This window comes from Sphingobacterium sp. MAE, from assembly GCF_056711605.1.
This window is the reverse complement of record NZ_CM160044.1, coordinates 1,469,884-1,489,491: the sequence shown is the minus strand read 5'-3', so window position 1 is coordinate 1,489,491 and position 19,608 is coordinate 1,469,884. Positions and strand designations below refer to the sequence as shown.

The window sequence follows — 19,608 nt, the reverse complement described above, 5'->3', positions numbered from 1 at the left end:
CGATATCTACGAACGCATATTGGACAAAGAACAACACAAATTGGACATCTGCGATATCAATCGATTAGACAATAAAAACAACAAGCTCAATAACAATCCGTTAGTCTTTTCGATCCATATAAGCTTTCGGTGTGACACCAAACTCTGCCTGAAAGCATTTGGAAAAATAAGAAGCATTAGTATAACCGACCATATACATTACTTCGGCAACGGTAAACTTTTTCTGTTGCAATAAAAGAGCTGCCTTTTTGATCCGGATCGTCCGAATATATTCGACCGGAGTATAGCCCGTCATTTGTTTAATCTTACGATACAATTGCTTTGCTCCAGTATCCGTGTCTTCAGCAAGTCGCTGTACCGAAAAATCCGAATCATCGATATTCTTTTCGATGATCGCTGTCACTTTACTCAGTAACTTTTCATCTGGGGATACCTGGTCACTGTTCACCCTCGGCTGACTGATCTCCTGGATACGCAGCTGGGTTGCCAGTCTATCTTTTTTGTCCAGTAAATGCAGCAACTGCATCTTAAGGACTTCCAGATCGAAAGGTTTAGCCATATACGCATCTATGCCCACCGCAACCCATTCACGTTGGATCAGATCATCATTCTTGGCGGTCAATAAAATAATAGGTATGGTTGATGTCAGTGTGTTTTGCCTTAATTTTTTGGCTAATTCAAGTCCTCCCATTATTGGCATCATCGCATCAGAAATGATGATATCTGGTAAAAATTCATGCTCATTGATCAACTGCATGGCTTCATGGCCATCTTTCGCCACCTTACAGCGGTAGGAGGATTCGAGGGCTACTTTTAAGAAAGACGACAATTCTTCATTATCCTCCACAATTAGGAGCCTCCGTTTATCTGAAGGTATGTTTTCTTCACCTTCTTCCTTAAGCTCTCCCCGATCCATAAACATCCTAATCGATACCGCGGTTCCCACCTGATAAGTGGATACAATATCCATTTCCCAACCCAATTGATCACAGTAATTCTTGACCAGATACAAGCCTACGCCCGTTCCCTCAAGTCGATTGACCTCATCGGAAGATGAACGGTAGAATTTGCTGCAGATATAAGGCAGATCTTCTTGGCCGATCCCTATCCCAGTATCGACAATAGCCAAGTTTAATGTTCCCTCGCCCTTGTTGATCTTAACAGCAACCGATCCCTTTTCCTGCCGATTATATTTACATGCATTGGACAGCAGATTATTTAAAATGGATCCCAACTTGGAGACATCTGTATAGATAAAAACACTTTCTATATCTGAACTAAAATAAAATTCCAGATGTGCATAAGCCGTATTATTTTGCCATTCTTCGGTGATCTGTTTGACATACGCGACAAGATCAATTTGCGAATTGAGTAAATTAGGTATTGATAAATCTTGATTTTCAGCTTTATCAAATGCCATTACTTCTTGAATCAAGTTATTTATTTTAAGCGCATTGCGATGCACCCCCTCTAAGCTTTTCTTATTTTCACTGTTTTTTGTCTTGCGCATCAATTGGCTGACAGGAGCTAAAATTAAACTAAGTGGTGTTTTCAGCTCATGGGAGATCGCGGTTAAAAAATCCATTTTCATTCGGGTCAGTTCCAAAACTTTGTGCCGTTCACGTCTTTCCCATTTTAAGGTATTGCGCACACGAAAAAAGTTCATCACCCACATGATCAGACCAAGACCTGCCAGTACGTAAGCGATTTTAGCCCATATAGACGCATACCAGATAGGCTTGATCACAATATGGTATTCATAGATATCCGACACTACGTTTCCAGAAAGATCCACTTTTGTCAACTGCAGATGATAATCACCCGATCTTAAATTGGAAAGCAGGACTTTATTATCTCCACGCTCCAGCGGGATCCAATTTTCATTTTTATCCTTAAAATTATAGGCTAAACGGTGCCCAAGATGATTGCCATAATCCAGATCCGAAAATTCAAGTCTCAGGTTATTCTGGTCATGATCTAACGTGATTTCATTTCTGTAGCGCAAACCATAACCGTAATTACCGTAGGCCTCATTGTTCACATACATCGCAGTGAGGACAATTTTTTTCGTCTTTTGCTTGAATTCATCAATCACTTTTTCAGGTAAGACCGTCAGCTCATTGATTCCGCCCAGAACGACTTCATGTTGAAGTTGGTCATAATACATCGCCGTTATATCATGGCTGTACTTTAGCAACTCGGGTTTTAAGCTTTTTTTATTTACACTCCACACGCCTCCACTGGTGGAAAGCCAGATCTCATCACCGACCTCTACCATAGCGGTGACTTCTCCTTTGACCACAGGATCGAAAACAAGAAGATCACTACGATCATTTTTGTCTACCCGCCTCAATTCACCATGCTGCCCTATCCACACCGTACCCTCCCGATCTTTCAACATAAACGTTGATTGGTTCAACGATTTACCCTCTTTATCTTTCCATTCTTCCACTTTTCCCGTCACAGGATCAATGCTACTGATACCCATGTTATAAAACAGAGCCAAAATTTTGCCCCGTCCATTGTCAACGATCTGATTGGCAAAATCGGCCAATAATCCATCAGATTGAGTATAATTTTTATTAGCAATAAAAGATCCCGAAGAGGATAGAAGTTTATTTTTATTGACCTTAAATATACCACCCATATAGGTTGCTATCCAAAGATTCCCCTGCTTATCCTCTAAGATATTATAGGCCCATTTTGCATTTCTCATGCCATTTGAATCCACAATATCAAAACTTCTAAACTGTTTGGTCTGGGCATCAAATACGTTGACCCCACCGTCAGAAGCTATCCATAAATGTCCCGCAACATCCTCATAGATATCCCGAATCCGATTATGGGGAAGTTTATATGGAGCAGCATCCATCCGGTACCAGTAACTTTCGAAATCTTTTTGCCCCAATCCTCTGGTCCGAATCAAACCATTATCGCCACCAAGCCAATACCATCCCGCACGATCTTTGAATACTTTGTAAAATCGATTCCCATCGCTACTATTAGTAAACTGATAAATGGGAAAATTTTTCTCCTTTTGTTGGTTTGACCATAGGGAGATGCCCAAATCTGTGCCAACCCACATATTGTTGCTACGATCCCGATAGATACTCCAAATAATATTATTGGCTAAGGAATACGGATTTCGGGAATCATGCTTGGTTCTCAAAAGCGTGTGAACACTAGGCTGATATTCAAAGAGACCATCATCTGTTCCGATCAATAACGTTTGGCCATCTTTTGTCGCCATGGATTTGATCGGATGATTTTGCAGTACCGGTGCTTTAGACAGCTTTTCAGTGTTGTTATCATACCTGTACAGGCCATATTCCGTTCCTATAAATGTTATTTTAGCCGAAGTCAAAGAAAAAATAGAATTGACAAATTGATTACTACCCGATTTATAATCTGGTAAAACCAATTTCTTCACCTCTTTACGAGCAGGATGGAGTTGATACAGCCCCTTGTAAGTACCCACTAAAATTTTATCGGATTGAGTGGATAAAGCATAAATGGCTTGTCCATCCAAATCTTGATACCAAGTTTTTCCGTAATTGGTCAGTTTCTTGGTTTTCGTGTCGTAGCCATATAAACCAGAGATGGAACCGATCCATAGTTGATCACCAACTAACAGGAGCGACCTGACATCTGAAGGGCTACCCGTTGGAAATACTTCGTACCGATCTTCCCGATAATTGTATAAAAAAACACCTTTACCTGTCCCCAAAGCAAGATGAGTACCGTCAAGAACAGCAATACTATAAATGAAGGTCTGATAGGGCAATGCAGCTTCAGTCGGAGCATGAAGGGAATAACCATCGTAACTATATAATCCATTATTACTACCCAACCAAAGGATACCCAGACTATCTTGCGCAAAGCAGTGCACTGTACTCGCTTTTGCTCCAAGCCCTATATTTCTAAAAAATTGAAAATCTAACGATTGCCCAAAAACAGAAGGACCGCAAAGCGAAAGGAATAGCAAGAAAAACAAATAAACTGTCCGCATCATAAACAAGGTATTTACAAACATAATTATTTAAAAGTGTAAATACAATGTGGAACTTTATCGGCACACTTTTTAAGAAATGTACTAAAGAGCCTGTGATGATGAGTTTGGGCGCTTATCCATTAATTCATTTTTTTTCAATACTTTTGTATACGCTTTAGGGGTATTCTGTAAAGAATTGAGAGAGTCCCTTTGAACCTGATCCGGCTAACACCGGCGTAGGGAAAAGCAATCAGTCCATCTACTCATCCGGACTGTTGTTATGGATTTTTCCTAAAGCTTTTATTGTTAAAAATATAAGAATGGAAAAAAAACTCTGGCAACACATCATTCAGGTAAGAAATACCTCGCCTCTTATTCACAATATCACGAACTATGTTGTGATGAATAATACCGCCAATGCACTGTTGGCAGTGGGCGCATCACCGATCATGGCACACGCCAAACCTGAGGTCGAAGCAATGGTAACGCTATCGCATGCACTGGTCATCAACATCGGTACGCTGGACGAGTACTGGAGCGAATCCATGTTCATGGCATCTAAAAAAGCAGATTCAATCCAGAAACCTTGGGTTTTAGATCCTGTAGGTGCAGGTGCGACCTCCTATCGCGATACTGTTTTAAATCAACTGTTGCTTTTTAAGCCTACCGTCATCAGAGGGAATGCTTCTGAAATCATTGCTCTTGCAAAAACAGCAGATGTGGTGACAAAAGGGGTAGATAGTACCGTGATCAGTACCGAGGCTATCGATGCTGCAAAAAATCTACAGGCCAAATCAGGCGCAATCATATGTATTTCAGGTGAAACAGATATCATCATCAGCCACAACACATGTATATACTTAAAGAATGGGAATGCGATGATGACCAAGGTGACCGGATTAGGTTGTACTGCATCGGCCCTGATCGCGGCATTTATTGCTGCGGTTGAAAATAAAACGGAAGCTGTTGCTGCTGCAATGAGTTTACTGAGCATAGCAGGAGAATTAGCCGCAAAAGAAACTGCTGGCCCAGCAAGTCTGCAGACCCATATTCTGGACAAGCTCTATAACATTACCGAACACGAATTTCTTACCCATTTAAAAATCACCCAATCATGAACCTGCACCCCTCATTTCCTTATCCACTTTATTTAGTGATCTCGGAAAAGGACTGCCGAGGACGTGATTTCCTTTATGTAGCTGAACAGGCAATACGTGGAGGTGTGGACATGATCCAACTCCGTGAAAAAGAGATCACGACCAAAGAGTTGATCTATAAAGCACTGAAATTAAAAGAGATTACCGACAAATATCATATCCCGCTGATCATCAACGATCATGCTGAAGTAGCTGAAAAAATAAGTGCTGCTGGAATCCATGTCGGAAATCGGGATATCGCTCCTGCTGTACTGCGCCGTGTACATGCTTTTGAAAGCAAAACAATTGGCTATTCCATAGAATATCTCCATCAATTGGATGATGAAAACACCGCTGTAGCAGATTATTTAGGCGTCAGCCCCATATTTAATACGAAAACAAAAACAGATACCGTAACGGAATGGGGCTTGAACGGATTAGCAATGATCCGTTCTCGTACAGATAAGCCCTTAGTTGCAATCGGAAATGTACGATTGGAAAATGCATCAGCAATCGTTAAAGCGGGTGCCGATTCGTTAGCAGTCGTCTCCGCGATCTGTGGTGCTGACCATCCAGAGCAAGCCGCTTATGCAATTAAAAATGAACTATTAAAATGAAACAATACACCTATCCTTCGGTGCTCACCATTGCTGGTTTTGACGGTAGTGGCGGAGCTGGCATTCAGGCCGATATTAAAACCTTTTCAGCGCTGGGCTGCTATGCGACGTCAGTCCTTACTGCTCTGCCGGTGCAAAATACACAAGGAGTCCAAAAAATATATCCCATTCCGATAGCAGCTGTATCCGACCAGATCGCCGCGATCTTAGATGATATTATGCCTGCTGCTATTAAAATAGGCATGGTCCATACCCCCCAACTGGTGGAGACCATCGCGACTTCTTTAAGTCATTATCCAAAGATCCCGATCGTCTTTGATCCTGTCATGGTGGCAACAAGTGGTCATACACTTATTGAGGCAGATACCATCCAAACCATCATGGACAGGCTATTTCCAATAGCCGACATCATCACTCCAAATATGGACGAAGCTGCACTACTGGCTGGCATTGATGTAAAAAATCTGGACGATATGCATCAGGCGGCAAAGATTATTCAGACCCTAGGCTGTAAACATGTTCTTGTTAAAGGAGGACATCAACAAACGGCTACCTTAACCTCATTATTTTTTGAAGAAAATGGCCAGTACACAGCCTTTGAAACGAAAAAATTTGCGACAAAAAATACACATGGATCGGGTTGCACACTTTCCTCAGCTATCGCCGCTTACTTGGCACGTGGAGAAAATTTTCATACCGCAGTAGCATTAGCGCAAGATTATATCTACGAAGCTATTAAACATGGAAAAGATGTCGTAATCGGAAAAGGCAATGGCCCTCTTAACCACTTTTTTAACCCTGATAAATTAATTAAAAATGAATTGGTCTGAAATCTCTTGGAATCAAATTGAAAATAACTATCAGTCTATTTTAGAAATGCCCTTTATTACTGAACTAGCTGCTGGAAATCTACCTATACATAAATTTCAGTTCTATATGGCGCAAGATTCCCTCTATCTGGAACACTTCGGAAGAGCATTAGCACTGATCGCAGCTCGGGCACATGATGTAGATACTACTTTACACTATATCAAGTATGCGGAGACAGCGATTGTGGTCGAAAATGCCCTGCATCATGCATACTTTCAGGATTTTGGTTTAACCGAAAAGGGAACGATGGGGCCCGTATGTCATCATTATATTCACTTTTTAAAAAGCACGGCAGCAATAGATGCCGTTGAAATCGCTATGGCCGCGGTACTCCCCTGCTTTTGGATCTATAAAAAAGTCGGTGATCATATCCTCAATGAGGTGAACAGCAGCAATCATCCGTACCAAAAATGGATCGATACCTATGGTGGTGAAGACTTTGCTATTGCCGTCCAGCAAGCCATTGATCTGTGCGACAAGGCGGCAGCGGAAGCATCACCAGCCATTAGAGAAAAGATGACCGAAGCTTTTATTACTGCTTCAAAAATGGAATATTATTTCTGGGAAGCGGCATATGATATCAAAAGTTGGATGTAATGAAAAAGAGGTTAAATCCTATTATTCATTTCAGTGACAAAAAAATAGTTAGCGCACTACCTATTTATTAAAATTATAGCAAAAAGTTAAATAAAGAGCGTAAAAGTGGGATCACTTGTTGACTTTCAGCGATCCCTTCTTGACAAGAAGGGATCGCTTATTTGTAATAAGGGAACACAATTTCGCAAAAAGGGATCGCTTGTTTGTAATAAGGGAACACAATTTCACAATAAGGGATCACTTGTTTGTAAAAAGGGACACAAGTTCACAAAAAGGGATCGCTTGTTTGTAAAAAGGGAACACAACTTCACAACAAGGGATCACTTGTTTGTAATAAGGGAACACAACTTCGCAACAAGGGATCGCTTTTCCTAAAAAGACATCAGCAGTTATAGAAATACTGATCCAACCTCGACAACAACTTATCACTTGTTTGCGACAAGAGGTTTAACTTTAGAAAACTTGTTCTCCTTCTTCAGAAAAAGGGACTGCATCTTTTCAAGAAGGGACTTCTTCTTCAGAAGAAGGGACTGCACAAAGCGAAGAAGTGATCACTGACTGGACGATTTTAATCGAATAATAGCTTATTTAAGCTTTAAAAGGTGTTTTTAAATTTTAAGATCTCGACTTATTGATTTTTTTCTAACTGACCTCAATTGGTTGTATCAGCAACTTTTACCAACTAAGTATTGTCGTATGACCTGAATCTTCGCAAAATAATCAAGAACAAAATTGAGGATCCGCACGGTCATCTCCTAATAAGATGATTTACCCAGATACTGAAGTTGACCGGCTCCGCTTGATCGATCAGATTACGAATCCCTTTGCTCTCATTAGTAGCCTATTAAAAAAGAGCATCAATCCCTATTAAAGTATGATCTTAAAGGAAATTAAGCCAATCACATCTCTACACGAGACATTGTATTTGGTAAATAACTTTTTTTCTCTCAAATTTGTAAATATTACATATAAATACCAGTATTTAATTTCTGAACCAGTAGCAGCAGATATTTTTAAATAAAACAAACTAAAAATATGATGGAAATAAAAATTTTATGCTTAGCGGACATCAATGATCAAATTGCCGAAGAGATAGCGGCGCTTTTTAAACAGCTCAGTCCTCAAAAAAAACAATTGCCATTAACTGAAATATTGAAGGATGAAAATCCCATATCATTCGTTTACTGTTTAATTGATCAGCATGTAGCAGGGATAGCTAGTATATGTACTTATCAAGTAATTTCGGGTAGCAAAGGATGGATCGAGGACGTGGTGGTGAATGAGCAATATAGAGGTAGAGGTATCGGAAAAAAACTCATTGAAAAAATATTAGAAATTGGCCATCAGAAAAAGCTTAAGGAGATTTTACTCTACACAGAAGATCATCGCGAAGCCGCTTTAAACCTTTATCAAGGTATCGGCTTTCAAGCTAAAGAAAGCAAAATTTATTATATTAAAAATGAACAGGTTTAAAACTTGAGCCTTTAGAGCTAGCGTATACAAAATTTCTGCATCACATATTTAATTCTTATTTGATGCACATGTTGCGACAAAAAACACAACTTTACACCTATATTATAGCACCAAAATAAACAACCCCATGTATAGAATTTGTATCAGTATCCTATTGTTATCTTTTTTCTCCTGTATGGCACAGCAAAAAACACAAACTTTTTCTGCTGACCACCCTGCAATTACTTATACTGGAAGAATTGATTTTTCAGATCCTAAATTGCCCACTTTCTATGCTCCTGGGGTGTACTTTGAGTTCGATTACGAAGGATCCTATTGTGACATTACACTTATCGATGAAGCATTATATGGAAAAAATCATAATTACATCAGTATACTCATCGATCAGGAACCGGTGCAACGATTGAAGCTTGCCTCGAAGGAAAATAAAATACGGATTGGTGAAAAGCTTGCTGCAGGTCGACATCACGTATTGATCTGTAAAGGAACAGAAGCAAATATAGGGTCCCTAGCATTAAAGAATATCCAAGCAGAACAGATTTACAAATCATTGGACCAAACGACCCGAAAAATCGAATTTTATGGCAATTCCATCACCTGTGGGACTGGCTCCAACCTCAGCATTCCCTGCGGCACTGGAGAATGGTCTGACCAGCACGATGCCTATGCAGCGTATGGCCCCATTTTAGCACGTAGTCTCCATGCAAAATGGCAGTTGACATCATACTCAGGAATAGGTCTTATGCATTCGTGTTGTGATCTAAAATTTACAATGCCTGATATTTATGATAAAATAAATTTACGCGACAATCGCATCAATTGGAACTTTTCCACTTATCAACCCGATTTAGTCTGTGTGACACTTGGACAGAATGATGGTTTTCAACCTGCTGAATTATTTATAAAGAATTATATTGACTTTCTAAAGAAGCTACGTCAAAAATATCCTCAAGCAGAAATTTTATGTTTAAGCAGCCCAATGGCAGATCCGGAACTTAAATCCTATTTTGCCTTACAATTACCTGAAATTGTGAAGCGTGCAGATGACACGAACATCAACTATTATCTCTTTCAAAAATCTTACAATTCTGGATGCGACAGCCATCCTGATGCGAAGGAACATGTGCAGATCGCACAAGAACTGGAGCATGCTATCCTAAAACAATATAACTGGAAAAAATAGAACCCAAAAAATAGCAAAATAGTATCAATACAGTAACCTACAAAAAATAGCTTAAATAAACATTTTCTGGTTTAAATAGTTCGAATATTATTAAGATTGGTCATAATAGTATTAAAGATCTACTTGAATTATCTCCATATTTGGATAATTATAACCAAGAAATAAAGCTATGTTAAACATTCTACAAAGATCCCTACTTACAGTGGGCTTTTTTACATTATGTCTCCATTCTGCTTATGCCCAACAATCCGGAAATCGGGTAATCACAGGTATAGTCCAAAATGCAGAGGGACAAAAACTTCCTGGCGTCAACGTTACGGTAAAGGGGACCAATACCGTTGCCGCGACAGATAGTCAAGGAAAATATACCATCACGATCCCATCAAACGCTAAGAGTTTAGTGTTTTCCTTTGTCGGTTCCAAAGCTCAAGAAGTTACTATTGCAGATAAAAACACGATTAACATCTCTTTAGAGCCTTTTAGCAATACTTTGGATGAATTGGTCGTGATCGGATACGGTTCTGTCCGTAAAGCAAATGTTACTTCTTCCATTTCTTCTATCTCTGAAAAAGATTTTAAGGACCAACCCGTAGCTGGAATAGATCAAGCACTGCAGGGTAAAGTCGCAGGTGTAACGGTGACCAACAATGGCGGTCAGCCCGGAGGGGGCGTTTCCGTTAAAGTACGTGGTATTACCTCAGTCAATGGAACAGAACCTCTTTATGTGATCGACGGAGTTCCGATCCTAACCAGTACAAACTCGGTCTCACAAGACCAACTTGGAGGAAAAGGTGGTCAGACCGAGCAGTCTGTCCTCGCCACATTAAATCCAAATGACATTTTATCGATTGACATCTTAAAAGATGCCTCGGCACAAGCTATTTACGGATCATTGGGTGCCAATGGCGTAATCCTAGTCACAACTAAGAAAGGAAAAGCCGGTGAAGGTAAATTTACCTATGATGGCTATTATGGTATCCAGCAGGTGGCAAAAAAACTCAACATCATGAACTTGCCACAGTACGCAACCTATTATAATTCATTAATCCCCGAAGTATTCAAAGCTTCTGGAACTGCACTCAACGAGATCGGTGAACTCAAAGATCCCACAATATTGGGTAAGGGTACCGATTGGCAAGATGCATTATTCCAAACTGGCCATACGAGCAATCATCAATTAGCATTCTCTGGAGGGCACAACAAAACGTCTTACTATTTTTCGCTCAATTCATTTGATCAAAAGGGTACCATTATTGGTTCAGATTTTAATCGGTTAGCCAGTAGGTTTGCGTTGGACCAAGAAGTGAAACCTTGGTTAAAAGCAGGTATTACCGCAAATTTATCCCGTTCTAATCAAGGGATTACACTTACCGACGGAGTAGAAACGCCCACCGCAATCGTTTTATACAATAGTCCTGCAACTCCTATTAAAGATGCAAATGGCAACTATATCACGACAAGTTCTTTAGGTAACAATACCTTTGGCAATGCCAATGGCAATCCAATTGCTACTGCACTTTTGCGTGAAGTAAATGCGATCCAAAATAAAGCTTTTGGTAATATTTATGCGGAACTGAAATTTACCGATTATCTGACGCTAAGAAATGAAGTAAACTATGATTTCCAATTAGCAGAAAATACCGCATTCCAGCCCAAAATAGATAATCAGAATACTGGTCAAAGTATTCTTTCTCCCAGTAAATTGCGAGAAGATCGAAACACAAGTCATTTTTGGGCTTTGAGAAATTTCTTAAATTTCAACAAAGGATTTGGTGCTAAACACTGGGTGTCGGCCGTATTAGGACATGAAGCTCAGGAATCACACTATAATGGACATTACATCAGTGCCATCGACCTGGATCAAAATATCAAATCTATTAATGCAGGAACTGTTGTACCTTCCGGAACAAACTCCACCACCAGTTCATGGGCTATGGAATCTTATTTCGGTCGCGCGAGCTATACATTCGACAATAAATATGCGATCTCCGGATCCCTACGTCGTGATGGGGCTTCGAGCTTTGGAGAAAATAGGAAACATGGAACTTTTACAGCGATCTCCGGTGCATGGACAGTGACTTCGGAAAAGTTTGCTAAAAACTGGAATGCGATCGATTATCTCAAATTTCGTGTTGGTTATGGTACAGTAGGAAATCAGAATTCTCCGGTTCAAAATGCATACTCTACCAATATTCGCCTCTTCCCTATTTCTCCATTTGGCAAAGGAGGTATTCCCGCCAATGTCGGAAATCCAAATTTAGGATGGGAGTCTGTGAAAACGACAAATGCAGGTTTTGACTTAACCCTATTGAAGAAAAAATTAGAAATAACCGTGGATGTTTATAATAAAGTGACCACGGATATGATTCTTTCCACAACACTACCAGTATTTGCAGGATTAGACCCAAACCCACCCTACAATGCCTATAAAGAAATTGAACCTCCGGTTACAAATGCGGGTAAAATGTCCAATAAAGGTATTGATATCGGAATCACCAGTTACAATATACAACGGGACAATTTCACTTGGAAAACAAGCGTTGTATTTTCACACTATAAAAATAAATTGGTTAGCCTAAACTCGGAAAATGCGTTATTGCGTGGCGTAGAGCAAGATTTCACGGGTTCTACTTCTGTCGTTAACATTACGCGAGCAGGACATGCAGTCGGTACCTTCTATGGTTATGTCACGGACGGATTATTCCGTTCCATGGACGAACTCAATAATGGCACGGATTGGGGATTGGCTGTAGGTCCAACAGGTTTATATTTAGGAGATGTACGGTATAAGGATTTAAATGGTGATGGAAAAATAGGATCTGAAGACGTGACCACTATTGGAGATCCTAACCCGACCTTCAATTACGGGATCACTAATAATTTTACCTACAAAAACTTTGACGTATCTATTTTCCTACAAGGAGTGCAGGGTTCAAAAATTTTTAACTGGACAAAGAAATATACCGAATCACTTTCAAATCCTTTTTTAAATCAATCTGCTGATGTTTTAAACCGCTATACAGAATCCAATCCCAACGCATCTATTCCGCGTTTTGTCAACCAATGGCATAGTAACAATACCAAAAATTCTGACCGCTATATTGAAGATGGCTCTTATTTGAGGATTCAAAATATTGCCATTGGCTATAACCTTCCGGAACGTTGGATGAAATCGGTTAAAGCCTCTAGTGCAAGAATTTATTTATCCGCACAAAACTTATATACGTTTACCAAATACTCCGGATATGATCCCGAGATCGGTTCGTTCAATAAATCAGTCTTGTCTCAAAATGTGGATAATGGTCACTATCCAAATCCAAGAACATTTACGATCGGAGCTAATATTCAATTCTAATTTCCATCATCATGAAAAGATATCAATTTATATATATAATGCTCGGGCTTGGCTTTATGCTTACAGCTTGTAAAAAAGAATTTCTAAATAAACCTTCGGAAAATAATCCAACCTTAGATACCTATTACAATACTGCAGAAGAGGTATATGCGGCTACTGGTTATCTTTATAATTCGGTTTGGTACGATTACACCGACAAATCGTTCCATGCTATCGGGGAAACACTAGCTGGAAATATGTTAACCGAAACTGGACCCAATTATGATGGGGGTAGTTTTAATAATTTCACCGTCTTGAGTACCGATGGACTGGTTGCTTCTGCATGGCGCTCGCTCTATAAAGTTGCGGGTACAGCTACTGTTTTGGCTTCGACTTTCGAACAGAAAAAATCCACTTCTGGAGATAAAGACTATTTGAATATCGCTATTGCCGAATCGCGTTTTATTCGCGCAGTTGCCTACTTTTACTTGACCAGAATATACAAGGATATTCCTATTGTCAATGATCCAGTTGCCTTAGCAGGATCAGGTAATTACAATGTGCCTCGTTATATCCAATCGGATGTATTACGCTTTATCTTAGAAGACTTAGCTTTTGCAGAACAAAATCTTCCGACCACTCCCTATCAAAAAGGTCGAGTTTCGTCCCTTTCTGCATCAGGAATGATGGCTAAAGTACATTTATATCAAAAGAATTATGAAAAGGCCAAAGAAAAGGCGCAACTCGTCATTAGTTCCGGAAAATATGATTTATATCCAAATTATGAGGAAATGTTCACCAGTTCTAAAGCAAATAATAATCAAGAGTCTTTATTCGCATTGCAGTGGATAGCAGATGGTGGTTATGGCTATGCCAATGCTGTCAATGCTTATGCAGCACCGAGTACCTTAATGAAACCCGACAAAGGAACTGGGTACTCATCAGTCTATCCAACTATCGATATGTTAGAATCTTATGCCGCACAAGATAGACGTCGTAAATGGTCAAATATGGAACATGGTTTTTTCCGCGCAGATTGGAAAAATGTCAATTTTCCAAATGGTTTTACCTACGATACCACCGGCACAAACTATGAAACAACGACTACTTTTAGAAATGGTTCTCGAGCAAATTCGCTTAAATATGTCGTAGGTCCGGGTTCCAATGGTGAAAAATTATCTGATAATGGATCTTCTGATATCTGTACCTATATTTTACGTTATGCCGATGTTCTACTTATTTATGCCGAGGCGACATTAGGAACCCAAGCGAGCACTTCAGATGCAACCGCATTAAATGCTTTCAATAAGGTTCACAATCGAGCGGGAAATTTCAACAACATCCCAGCTACATCTTTAACTGCAGACCTAATCTTTAAAGAAAGACGTGCCGAATTTGCTTATGAAGGCGATTTTTGGTTTGATGTGCAAAGAAGAGGTTTTGATTTTGCGAAGCAATTTGTGTCCAAACAGGAACGTGGTTCTTATACCGGTACTGGAATCAGCACATTCAAAACGACGATCAATAATGAAGCGCAGTTGTTTTTACCTATTCCGCAATCGGAAACTGTCTCTGATCCTGAATTATTAAAACCAGCAGTTCCTTATTACACGAATTAATCCCCTATAAAAATGAAAAATATATTAAAACCATTATTTATATCCATCGGGATGTTATGTGCAGTCGGAGTTTTTATAGGCTGTAAAAAAGAAGAAAGCAACTTAAGTGAGCCTTCCACCAATCCCAATCCACAAGAAATATCACCGGGCCAAGGTGCCGCAGGAGAAGTATTGACACTAAAAGGGACAGGATTGGGTGGAATTAAAATGATCTATTTTGAAAAAGATAGTATTGAAGCCACCTTAAATCCCAATTTCAATACAGACCATGCCGTGATCTTCCGTATTCCAGATGATGCAATACCTGCAGACCAAAATATTGTCTTTATCAATTACAAAGACGTCAAATTTACCGTTCCTTTTAAAGTACTGGGTCTTCCAAACATACTCGAAGTATCCAATTATAACTTTAAAGGAAATGGTGAGCTTACACTAACGGGTAAGAATTTTGCGGATATCTCCGAAGCTAAATTTGTCAAGGATGAGCAAGCTGTGATTCAAATTGTTTCGAAAACGGCTACTTCCATCACCTTGAAAATACCTGTAGTTGAATTTACACAATCCAAATTAATCTTAACGAATGAAGCAGGTAGTATCACCAGCAAAGATGATTTTGTCAATTTAGATAAAGCTTTAGTGTTATTTTATGAAGATATGGAACAAGGTTTTGTCAATGGTTCATGGGGACCGGCAGAAGTATCAAGTGAAGCGGCTAAATCAGGAACACATTCTTTCAAGATGACTTATAATAAAGGAAATTGGTCCGCTAATGGATTTGCCAATTGGTCAGGAGGAATTAACGTTCCTGTCGAATATACCTATATTTCATTCTGGTTAAAAGGTGGTACATCGGATCAGACTTTATATATTACCTCGAATACTCGAAATGTTGCCTATGGCAATTCGGATCGGAATACTGAACTTATTGTCAAGGCCAATAAATGGAATTACTTTAAATTGAAAACCGCAGATATAGATCAGTTTGTCAACGGTAGAAATATCGTTCAATTGGGATTTTGGCTTCCGGGTCCTGATGATGCTAATCAAAATATCTATTTAGATGATCTCATCTTTATTAAATAGTACCCTGTAAAAGGCGATCTTCGGATCGCCTTTTACATTACACAAATATCCGCGATCCCGAAAAATTCTCCCTAAATTCGGTCGGCGTGCATCCCTTTTTCTTTTTAAAAATACGATTGAAATTGGAGATGTTATTAAAGCCACAGGTGAATGACACCTCTGCTACCGCATGTGTGGTTTCAATTAATAATCGGGTCGCATGCCCCAATCGAATTTCTGTTAACGAATCTATAAACGTGTTACCCGTTCGCTTTTTTATAAATCGGGAAAATGAAACCTCTGTCATATTGACCAATTTGGCAATTTCTTTCAACGATATTGGCTTACCATAATGGGCATTCATATATTCAAATGCCTTATCAAGCCGTCTGCTATTATACGAGAAATTGTCTACCTGAATAAAATTATCTCCCGATAAGGTTTGCACCCCGCGTGAAGAAGAAAGATCCCGTAAGATGAGCATCAGGGAAATCACAGAATCAAATCCTGATTTTTTATCCAGATCTTTTATCCGAGGGGCTATCATCTCAATGGCTTCTTTGGAAAAACTCAAGCCTTTGGATGATAATTCGAACATTTTTTTAATGAAATTAAGTTGATTGCGCTTTAGAAATTTTTCATCAAATAAATCCTTATGCCACTGTACCGTGATCTCCTGAATTTCCTCAGATTGACATTGGTGGGTAAACCAGGCATGGGGAAGATTGGGTCCTACCAATACCAATTCCAGCTCATCGATCGTTTCGATATGATTGCCGATAATACGCCTCGCTCCTTGTCCATTTATAATCAGGTTTAATTCATATTCATCATGATAATGCAGCGGAAAATCAAACTCCTTCTTGATGCGACTGAACATCGTAAAACAATCTGACTGCGTTAGTGGTGTTATTTCCTTAATGATATTGGTATGATCCATGATGTTTACAATTGGTATACTAATCTAGTATTTTTTATCAGATGTGATAAATAAATATTAAATAAATTTTAAATAAAAATAGGTTTCATATCATTTAAACAAATGATAATGTCAGATTATCAATCAATATTGTTAAAATAGTATTAGCCTATTTTCTAATTACTTTGTAATATTGAATCAACAATTAGCAACCTGATTATTTTACCAATAAATCTATTTATAGTGCGATTTCCAATATTCAATTTATTCATGTGCTCACTCTTATCCATGTATTTACTTCCGTTAAGGGCGCAAGTATTGATCGACCAAGAAGCAACAATAGAAACCAAAAACCTGTATCAAAACCTATTCAAATTACAAGATAAAAAAGCTTTACTATTTGGACACCAAGATGCATTAGCCTACGGTGTCACTTGGAAAGATGTACCGAATCGATCGGATGTCAAGGACGTCGTTGGCGACTATCCGGCTGTCTTTGGATGGGATATTGGTGGCATTGAGCACCAACGTTCGCATAATATCGATCAGGTATCATTTGCTAAAATGAAAGCATTTATCGTGGATCGTTTTGAAGCTGGGTCTATTAACACCATCAGTTGGCATATGGACAATCCACAAAGCTTAGGAAACTCATGGGATACCACAACGGCAGTCGCCAGCATTATTCCTGGTGGTAAAAACCATCAGTTATATGTCCAATGGTTAGATCGTGCCGCAGATTTTCTGAAGGAACTTAAAACGAAAGAAGGCGTATATGCCCCCATTCTATTTCGACCTTTTCATGAACATAATGGTGGCTGGTTTTGGTGGGGAAATCCACACTGTTCTCCAGATGATTATATCAAGTTATGGAAGTTTACCGTGGATTATCTGAAAAATAAAAAGAATATTCACCACCTGATCTACGTCTATAATACCAATAATTTTCAATCTGAAGAGGAATTTATCCATAGATACCCCGGCAATGATTATGCTGATATGATGAGTTTCGATACGTATCAATTCGCCAAGCCATCCCCTTCTAAGGCAGAACTTGAACAATCAAAAAAAGATTTCACGGCCTTGCTACGGAATAATTTAGCCGTATTGCAGCAATATGCCCAGAAAAATCAAAAACCGATGGCACTCGCGGAAACAGGATTTGAAACCATTCCCGATCCTACTTGGTGGACGCAGACTTTATATGCATCTGTTCAAGATTTTGATATCTGTTATGTTTTGATCTGGAGAAATCATGGTTTGAAAAAAGAAGAAAATCAAATGCATTATTATGCTCCATATAAGGGACATCCCTCCTCCTCAGATTTCAAAAACTTCTACGCCTTACCTAACGTCTATTTTGGAAAGAAAACTAAAGCGCTAAATCTCTATAAATAAATGATGAAAACAGAAAAACTATCCTTTAAGGAGAAAGTGGGCTATGGCTTTGGAGATTTTGCATCTTCTATGTTTTGGAAAATATTCTCCGTGTACCTGCTCTATTATTATACTGACGTATTTGGTATTTCCGCCGCTGTAGTAGGGACCATGTTTTTGATCACACGGATTTGGGATACCGCATTTGATCCTCTTGTAGGGATCATATCCGACCGTACACACACCAAGTGGGGAAAATTTAGACCTTTTATTTTATGGATTGCGCTCCCTTTTGGTCTGATTGGCATCTTGACCTTTTCAGCCCCCGAACTGAGTCAATCGGGTAAGATTATTTATGCTTATTGTACCTATACCTTGATGATGATGATCTATTCGCTTATCAATGTGCCTTATGCCTCATTAATGGGTGTCATGACCGCTGATATCAAAGAAAGGACGGCCTTATCTTCTTATCGATTTGTATTTGCATTTGCTGGAAGCATCTTAGTTTTAGGATTAGCAGAACCGTTGGTTGATTATTTTGGAAAAGTGGAAAATGGTCTATTTGATGCTCAAAGAGGATGGCAGTATACCATGATTATTTTTGCTTGTATCGCTTCTGTTTTATTCTATTTTACATTTGCATGGACAAGAGAACGAATCCTTCCTGTTAAAAGTACCGACAATTCGCTGAGGGATGACCTGCGTGATTTAGCTACCAACAAGCCTTGGTTTATATTGCTTGCTGCAGGGATTGCGACATTGATTTTCAATTCCCTACGTGATGGTTCTGCTATTTTCTATTTTAAATACTACTTTACCAATCAAAATGCCATACATATTCCATTTCTAAATCTCCATTTAAACTATTCCACACTCTACCTGGTATTAGGTCAAGGGGCTAATATTATTGGGGTATTACTTGTCAAGCCCGTTGCAGATCGATTAGGAAAGAAAAAAACATTTGCCTCGGCGATGATCCTTGCCGGGATCCTGAGTTTATTTTTTTATAGTTTAGACGAGACACAGGTGGCTTATATTTTTATTTTACAATGCTTAATTTCCACCTGTGCAGGAGCAATTTTTCCTTTATTATGGTCCATGTATGGCGATATTGCCGATTATTCGGAATGGAAAACTGGACGTAGAGCAACAGGATTGATCTTCTCCTCCTCCTCGATGTCTCAAAAGTTAGGCTGGACGATGGGTGGAGCATTGACAGGCTGGATATTGGCCATCTATGGCTTCGAAGCCAATGCAATACAAACCGATAGTGCAAAAAATGGAATTCGCTTAATGATGAGTATTATTCCTGCCATAGGGGCATTGATCTCCGTTATTTTTATTTATTTCTATAGCCTTACTGATGCGAAAATGTATGCGATATCCGAAGAATTGGAGAAGCGCAGAAATCACCATTAATACAATTT

The 19,608-nt window shown here is 39.2% G+C and carries 13 protein-coding genes and 1 riboswitch; of the genes, 11 read left to right on the top strand and 2 right to left on the bottom strand.

The annotated features are described in order from the left end of the window. Nucleotides 1-100: 100 nt before the first annotated feature. A complete protein-coding gene (locus tag AC06G9_RS06280; RefSeq protein WP_480957728.1) occupies nucleotides 101-4,012 on the bottom strand; it encodes a hybrid sensor histidine kinase/response regulator transcription factor in 3,912 nt (1,303 codons plus the stop codon). Nucleotides 4,013-4,158: 146 nt separating this feature from the next. Then, nucleotides 4,159-4,251, top strand: a riboswitch (TPP riboswitch). A 60-nt stretch (nucleotides 4,252-4,311) separates the two neighbouring features. On the opposite strand from AC06G9_RS06280, the gene thiM reads away from it, so the two are divergent. From thiM to AC06G9_RS06235, 9 genes are all read left to right on the top strand, one after another. Further along, complete coding sequence (gene thiM / locus AC06G9_RS06275; RefSeq protein ID WP_480957727.1) at nucleotides 4,312-5,109, top strand: hydroxyethylthiazole kinase; 798 nt, start codon at nucleotides 4,312-4,314, stop codon at nucleotides 5,107-5,109. Beyond that, on the top strand, nucleotides 5,106-5,744 hold the full coding sequence (thiE, locus tag AC06G9_RS06270; protein WP_045752396.1) for a thiamine phosphate synthase: 639 nt from the start codon (nucleotides 5,106-5,108) through the stop codon (nucleotides 5,742-5,744). Before thiM ends, thiE begins: the two co-directional genes overlap by 4 nt. Then, nucleotides 5,741-6,574 carry a bifunctional hydroxymethylpyrimidine kinase/phosphomethylpyrimidine kinase gene (thiD, locus tag AC06G9_RS06265; RefSeq protein WP_045752397.1) on the top strand — a complete coding sequence of 278 codons (834 nt, stop codon included), beginning with the start codon at nucleotides 5,741-5,743 and terminating at the stop codon, nucleotides 6,572-6,574. Before thiE ends, thiD begins: the two co-directional genes overlap by 4 nt. Then, complete coding sequence (gene tenA / locus AC06G9_RS06260; RefSeq protein ID WP_480957726.1) at nucleotides 6,561-7,211, top strand: thiaminase II; 651 nt, start codon at nucleotides 6,561-6,563, stop codon at nucleotides 7,209-7,211. Before thiD ends, tenA begins: the two co-directional genes overlap by 14 nt. A gap of 1,035 nt (nucleotides 7,212-8,246) precedes the next feature. Further along, complete coding sequence (locus tag AC06G9_RS06255; protein ID WP_248754361.1) at nucleotides 8,247-8,684, top strand: GNAT family N-acetyltransferase; 438 nt, start codon at nucleotides 8,247-8,249, stop codon at nucleotides 8,682-8,684. 127 nt (nucleotides 8,685-8,811) lie between these two features. After that, entirely contained in the window at nucleotides 8,812-9,867 is a 1,056-nt protein-coding gene (locus tag AC06G9_RS06250; RefSeq protein WP_346568954.1) for an SGNH/GDSL hydrolase family protein, read from the top strand. 169 nt (nucleotides 9,868-10,036) lie between these two features. Continuing rightward, complete coding sequence (locus AC06G9_RS06245) at nucleotides 10,037-13,222, top strand: SusC/RagA family TonB-linked outer membrane protein (RefSeq protein ID WP_094771561.1); 3,186 nt, start codon at nucleotides 10,037-10,039, stop codon at nucleotides 13,220-13,222. A gap of 11 nt (nucleotides 13,223-13,233) precedes the next feature. Further along, complete coding sequence (locus AC06G9_RS06240; RefSeq protein ID WP_248754363.1) at nucleotides 13,234-14,820, top strand: RagB/SusD family nutrient uptake outer membrane protein; 1,587 nt, start codon at nucleotides 13,234-13,236, stop codon at nucleotides 14,818-14,820. A gap of 12 nt (nucleotides 14,821-14,832) precedes the next feature. Further along, the gene (locus tag AC06G9_RS06235) at nucleotides 14,833-15,903 is read left to right on the top strand and encodes a cell shape determination protein CcmA (protein ID WP_480957725.1); all 1,071 of its coding nucleotides are present in this window, start codon (nucleotides 14,833-14,835) and stop codon (nucleotides 15,901-15,903) included. 37 nt (nucleotides 15,904-15,940) lie between these two features. Here AC06G9_RS06235 and AC06G9_RS06230 read toward each other — a convergent pair whose 3' ends face one another. Then, nucleotides 15,941-16,822 carry a helix-turn-helix domain-containing protein gene (locus tag AC06G9_RS06230; RefSeq protein WP_045754442.1) on the bottom strand — a complete coding sequence of 294 codons (882 nt, stop codon included), beginning with the start codon at nucleotides 16,820-16,822 and terminating at the stop codon, nucleotides 15,941-15,943. 267 nt (nucleotides 16,823-17,089) lie between these two features. Between AC06G9_RS06230 and AC06G9_RS06225 the strand changes: the two genes are divergently transcribed. Continuing rightward, nucleotides 17,090-18,199 (top strand): glycoside hydrolase family 26 protein, encoded by a 1,110-nt coding sequence (locus AC06G9_RS06225; protein ID WP_346568953.1) that lies wholly within the window; start codon nucleotides 17,090-17,092, stop codon nucleotides 18,197-18,199. Next, complete coding sequence (locus AC06G9_RS06220; RefSeq protein ID WP_293929248.1) at nucleotides 18,200-19,600, top strand: MFS transporter; 1,401 nt, start codon at nucleotides 18,200-18,202, stop codon at nucleotides 19,598-19,600. Nucleotides 19,601-19,608: the final 8 nt, after the last annotated feature.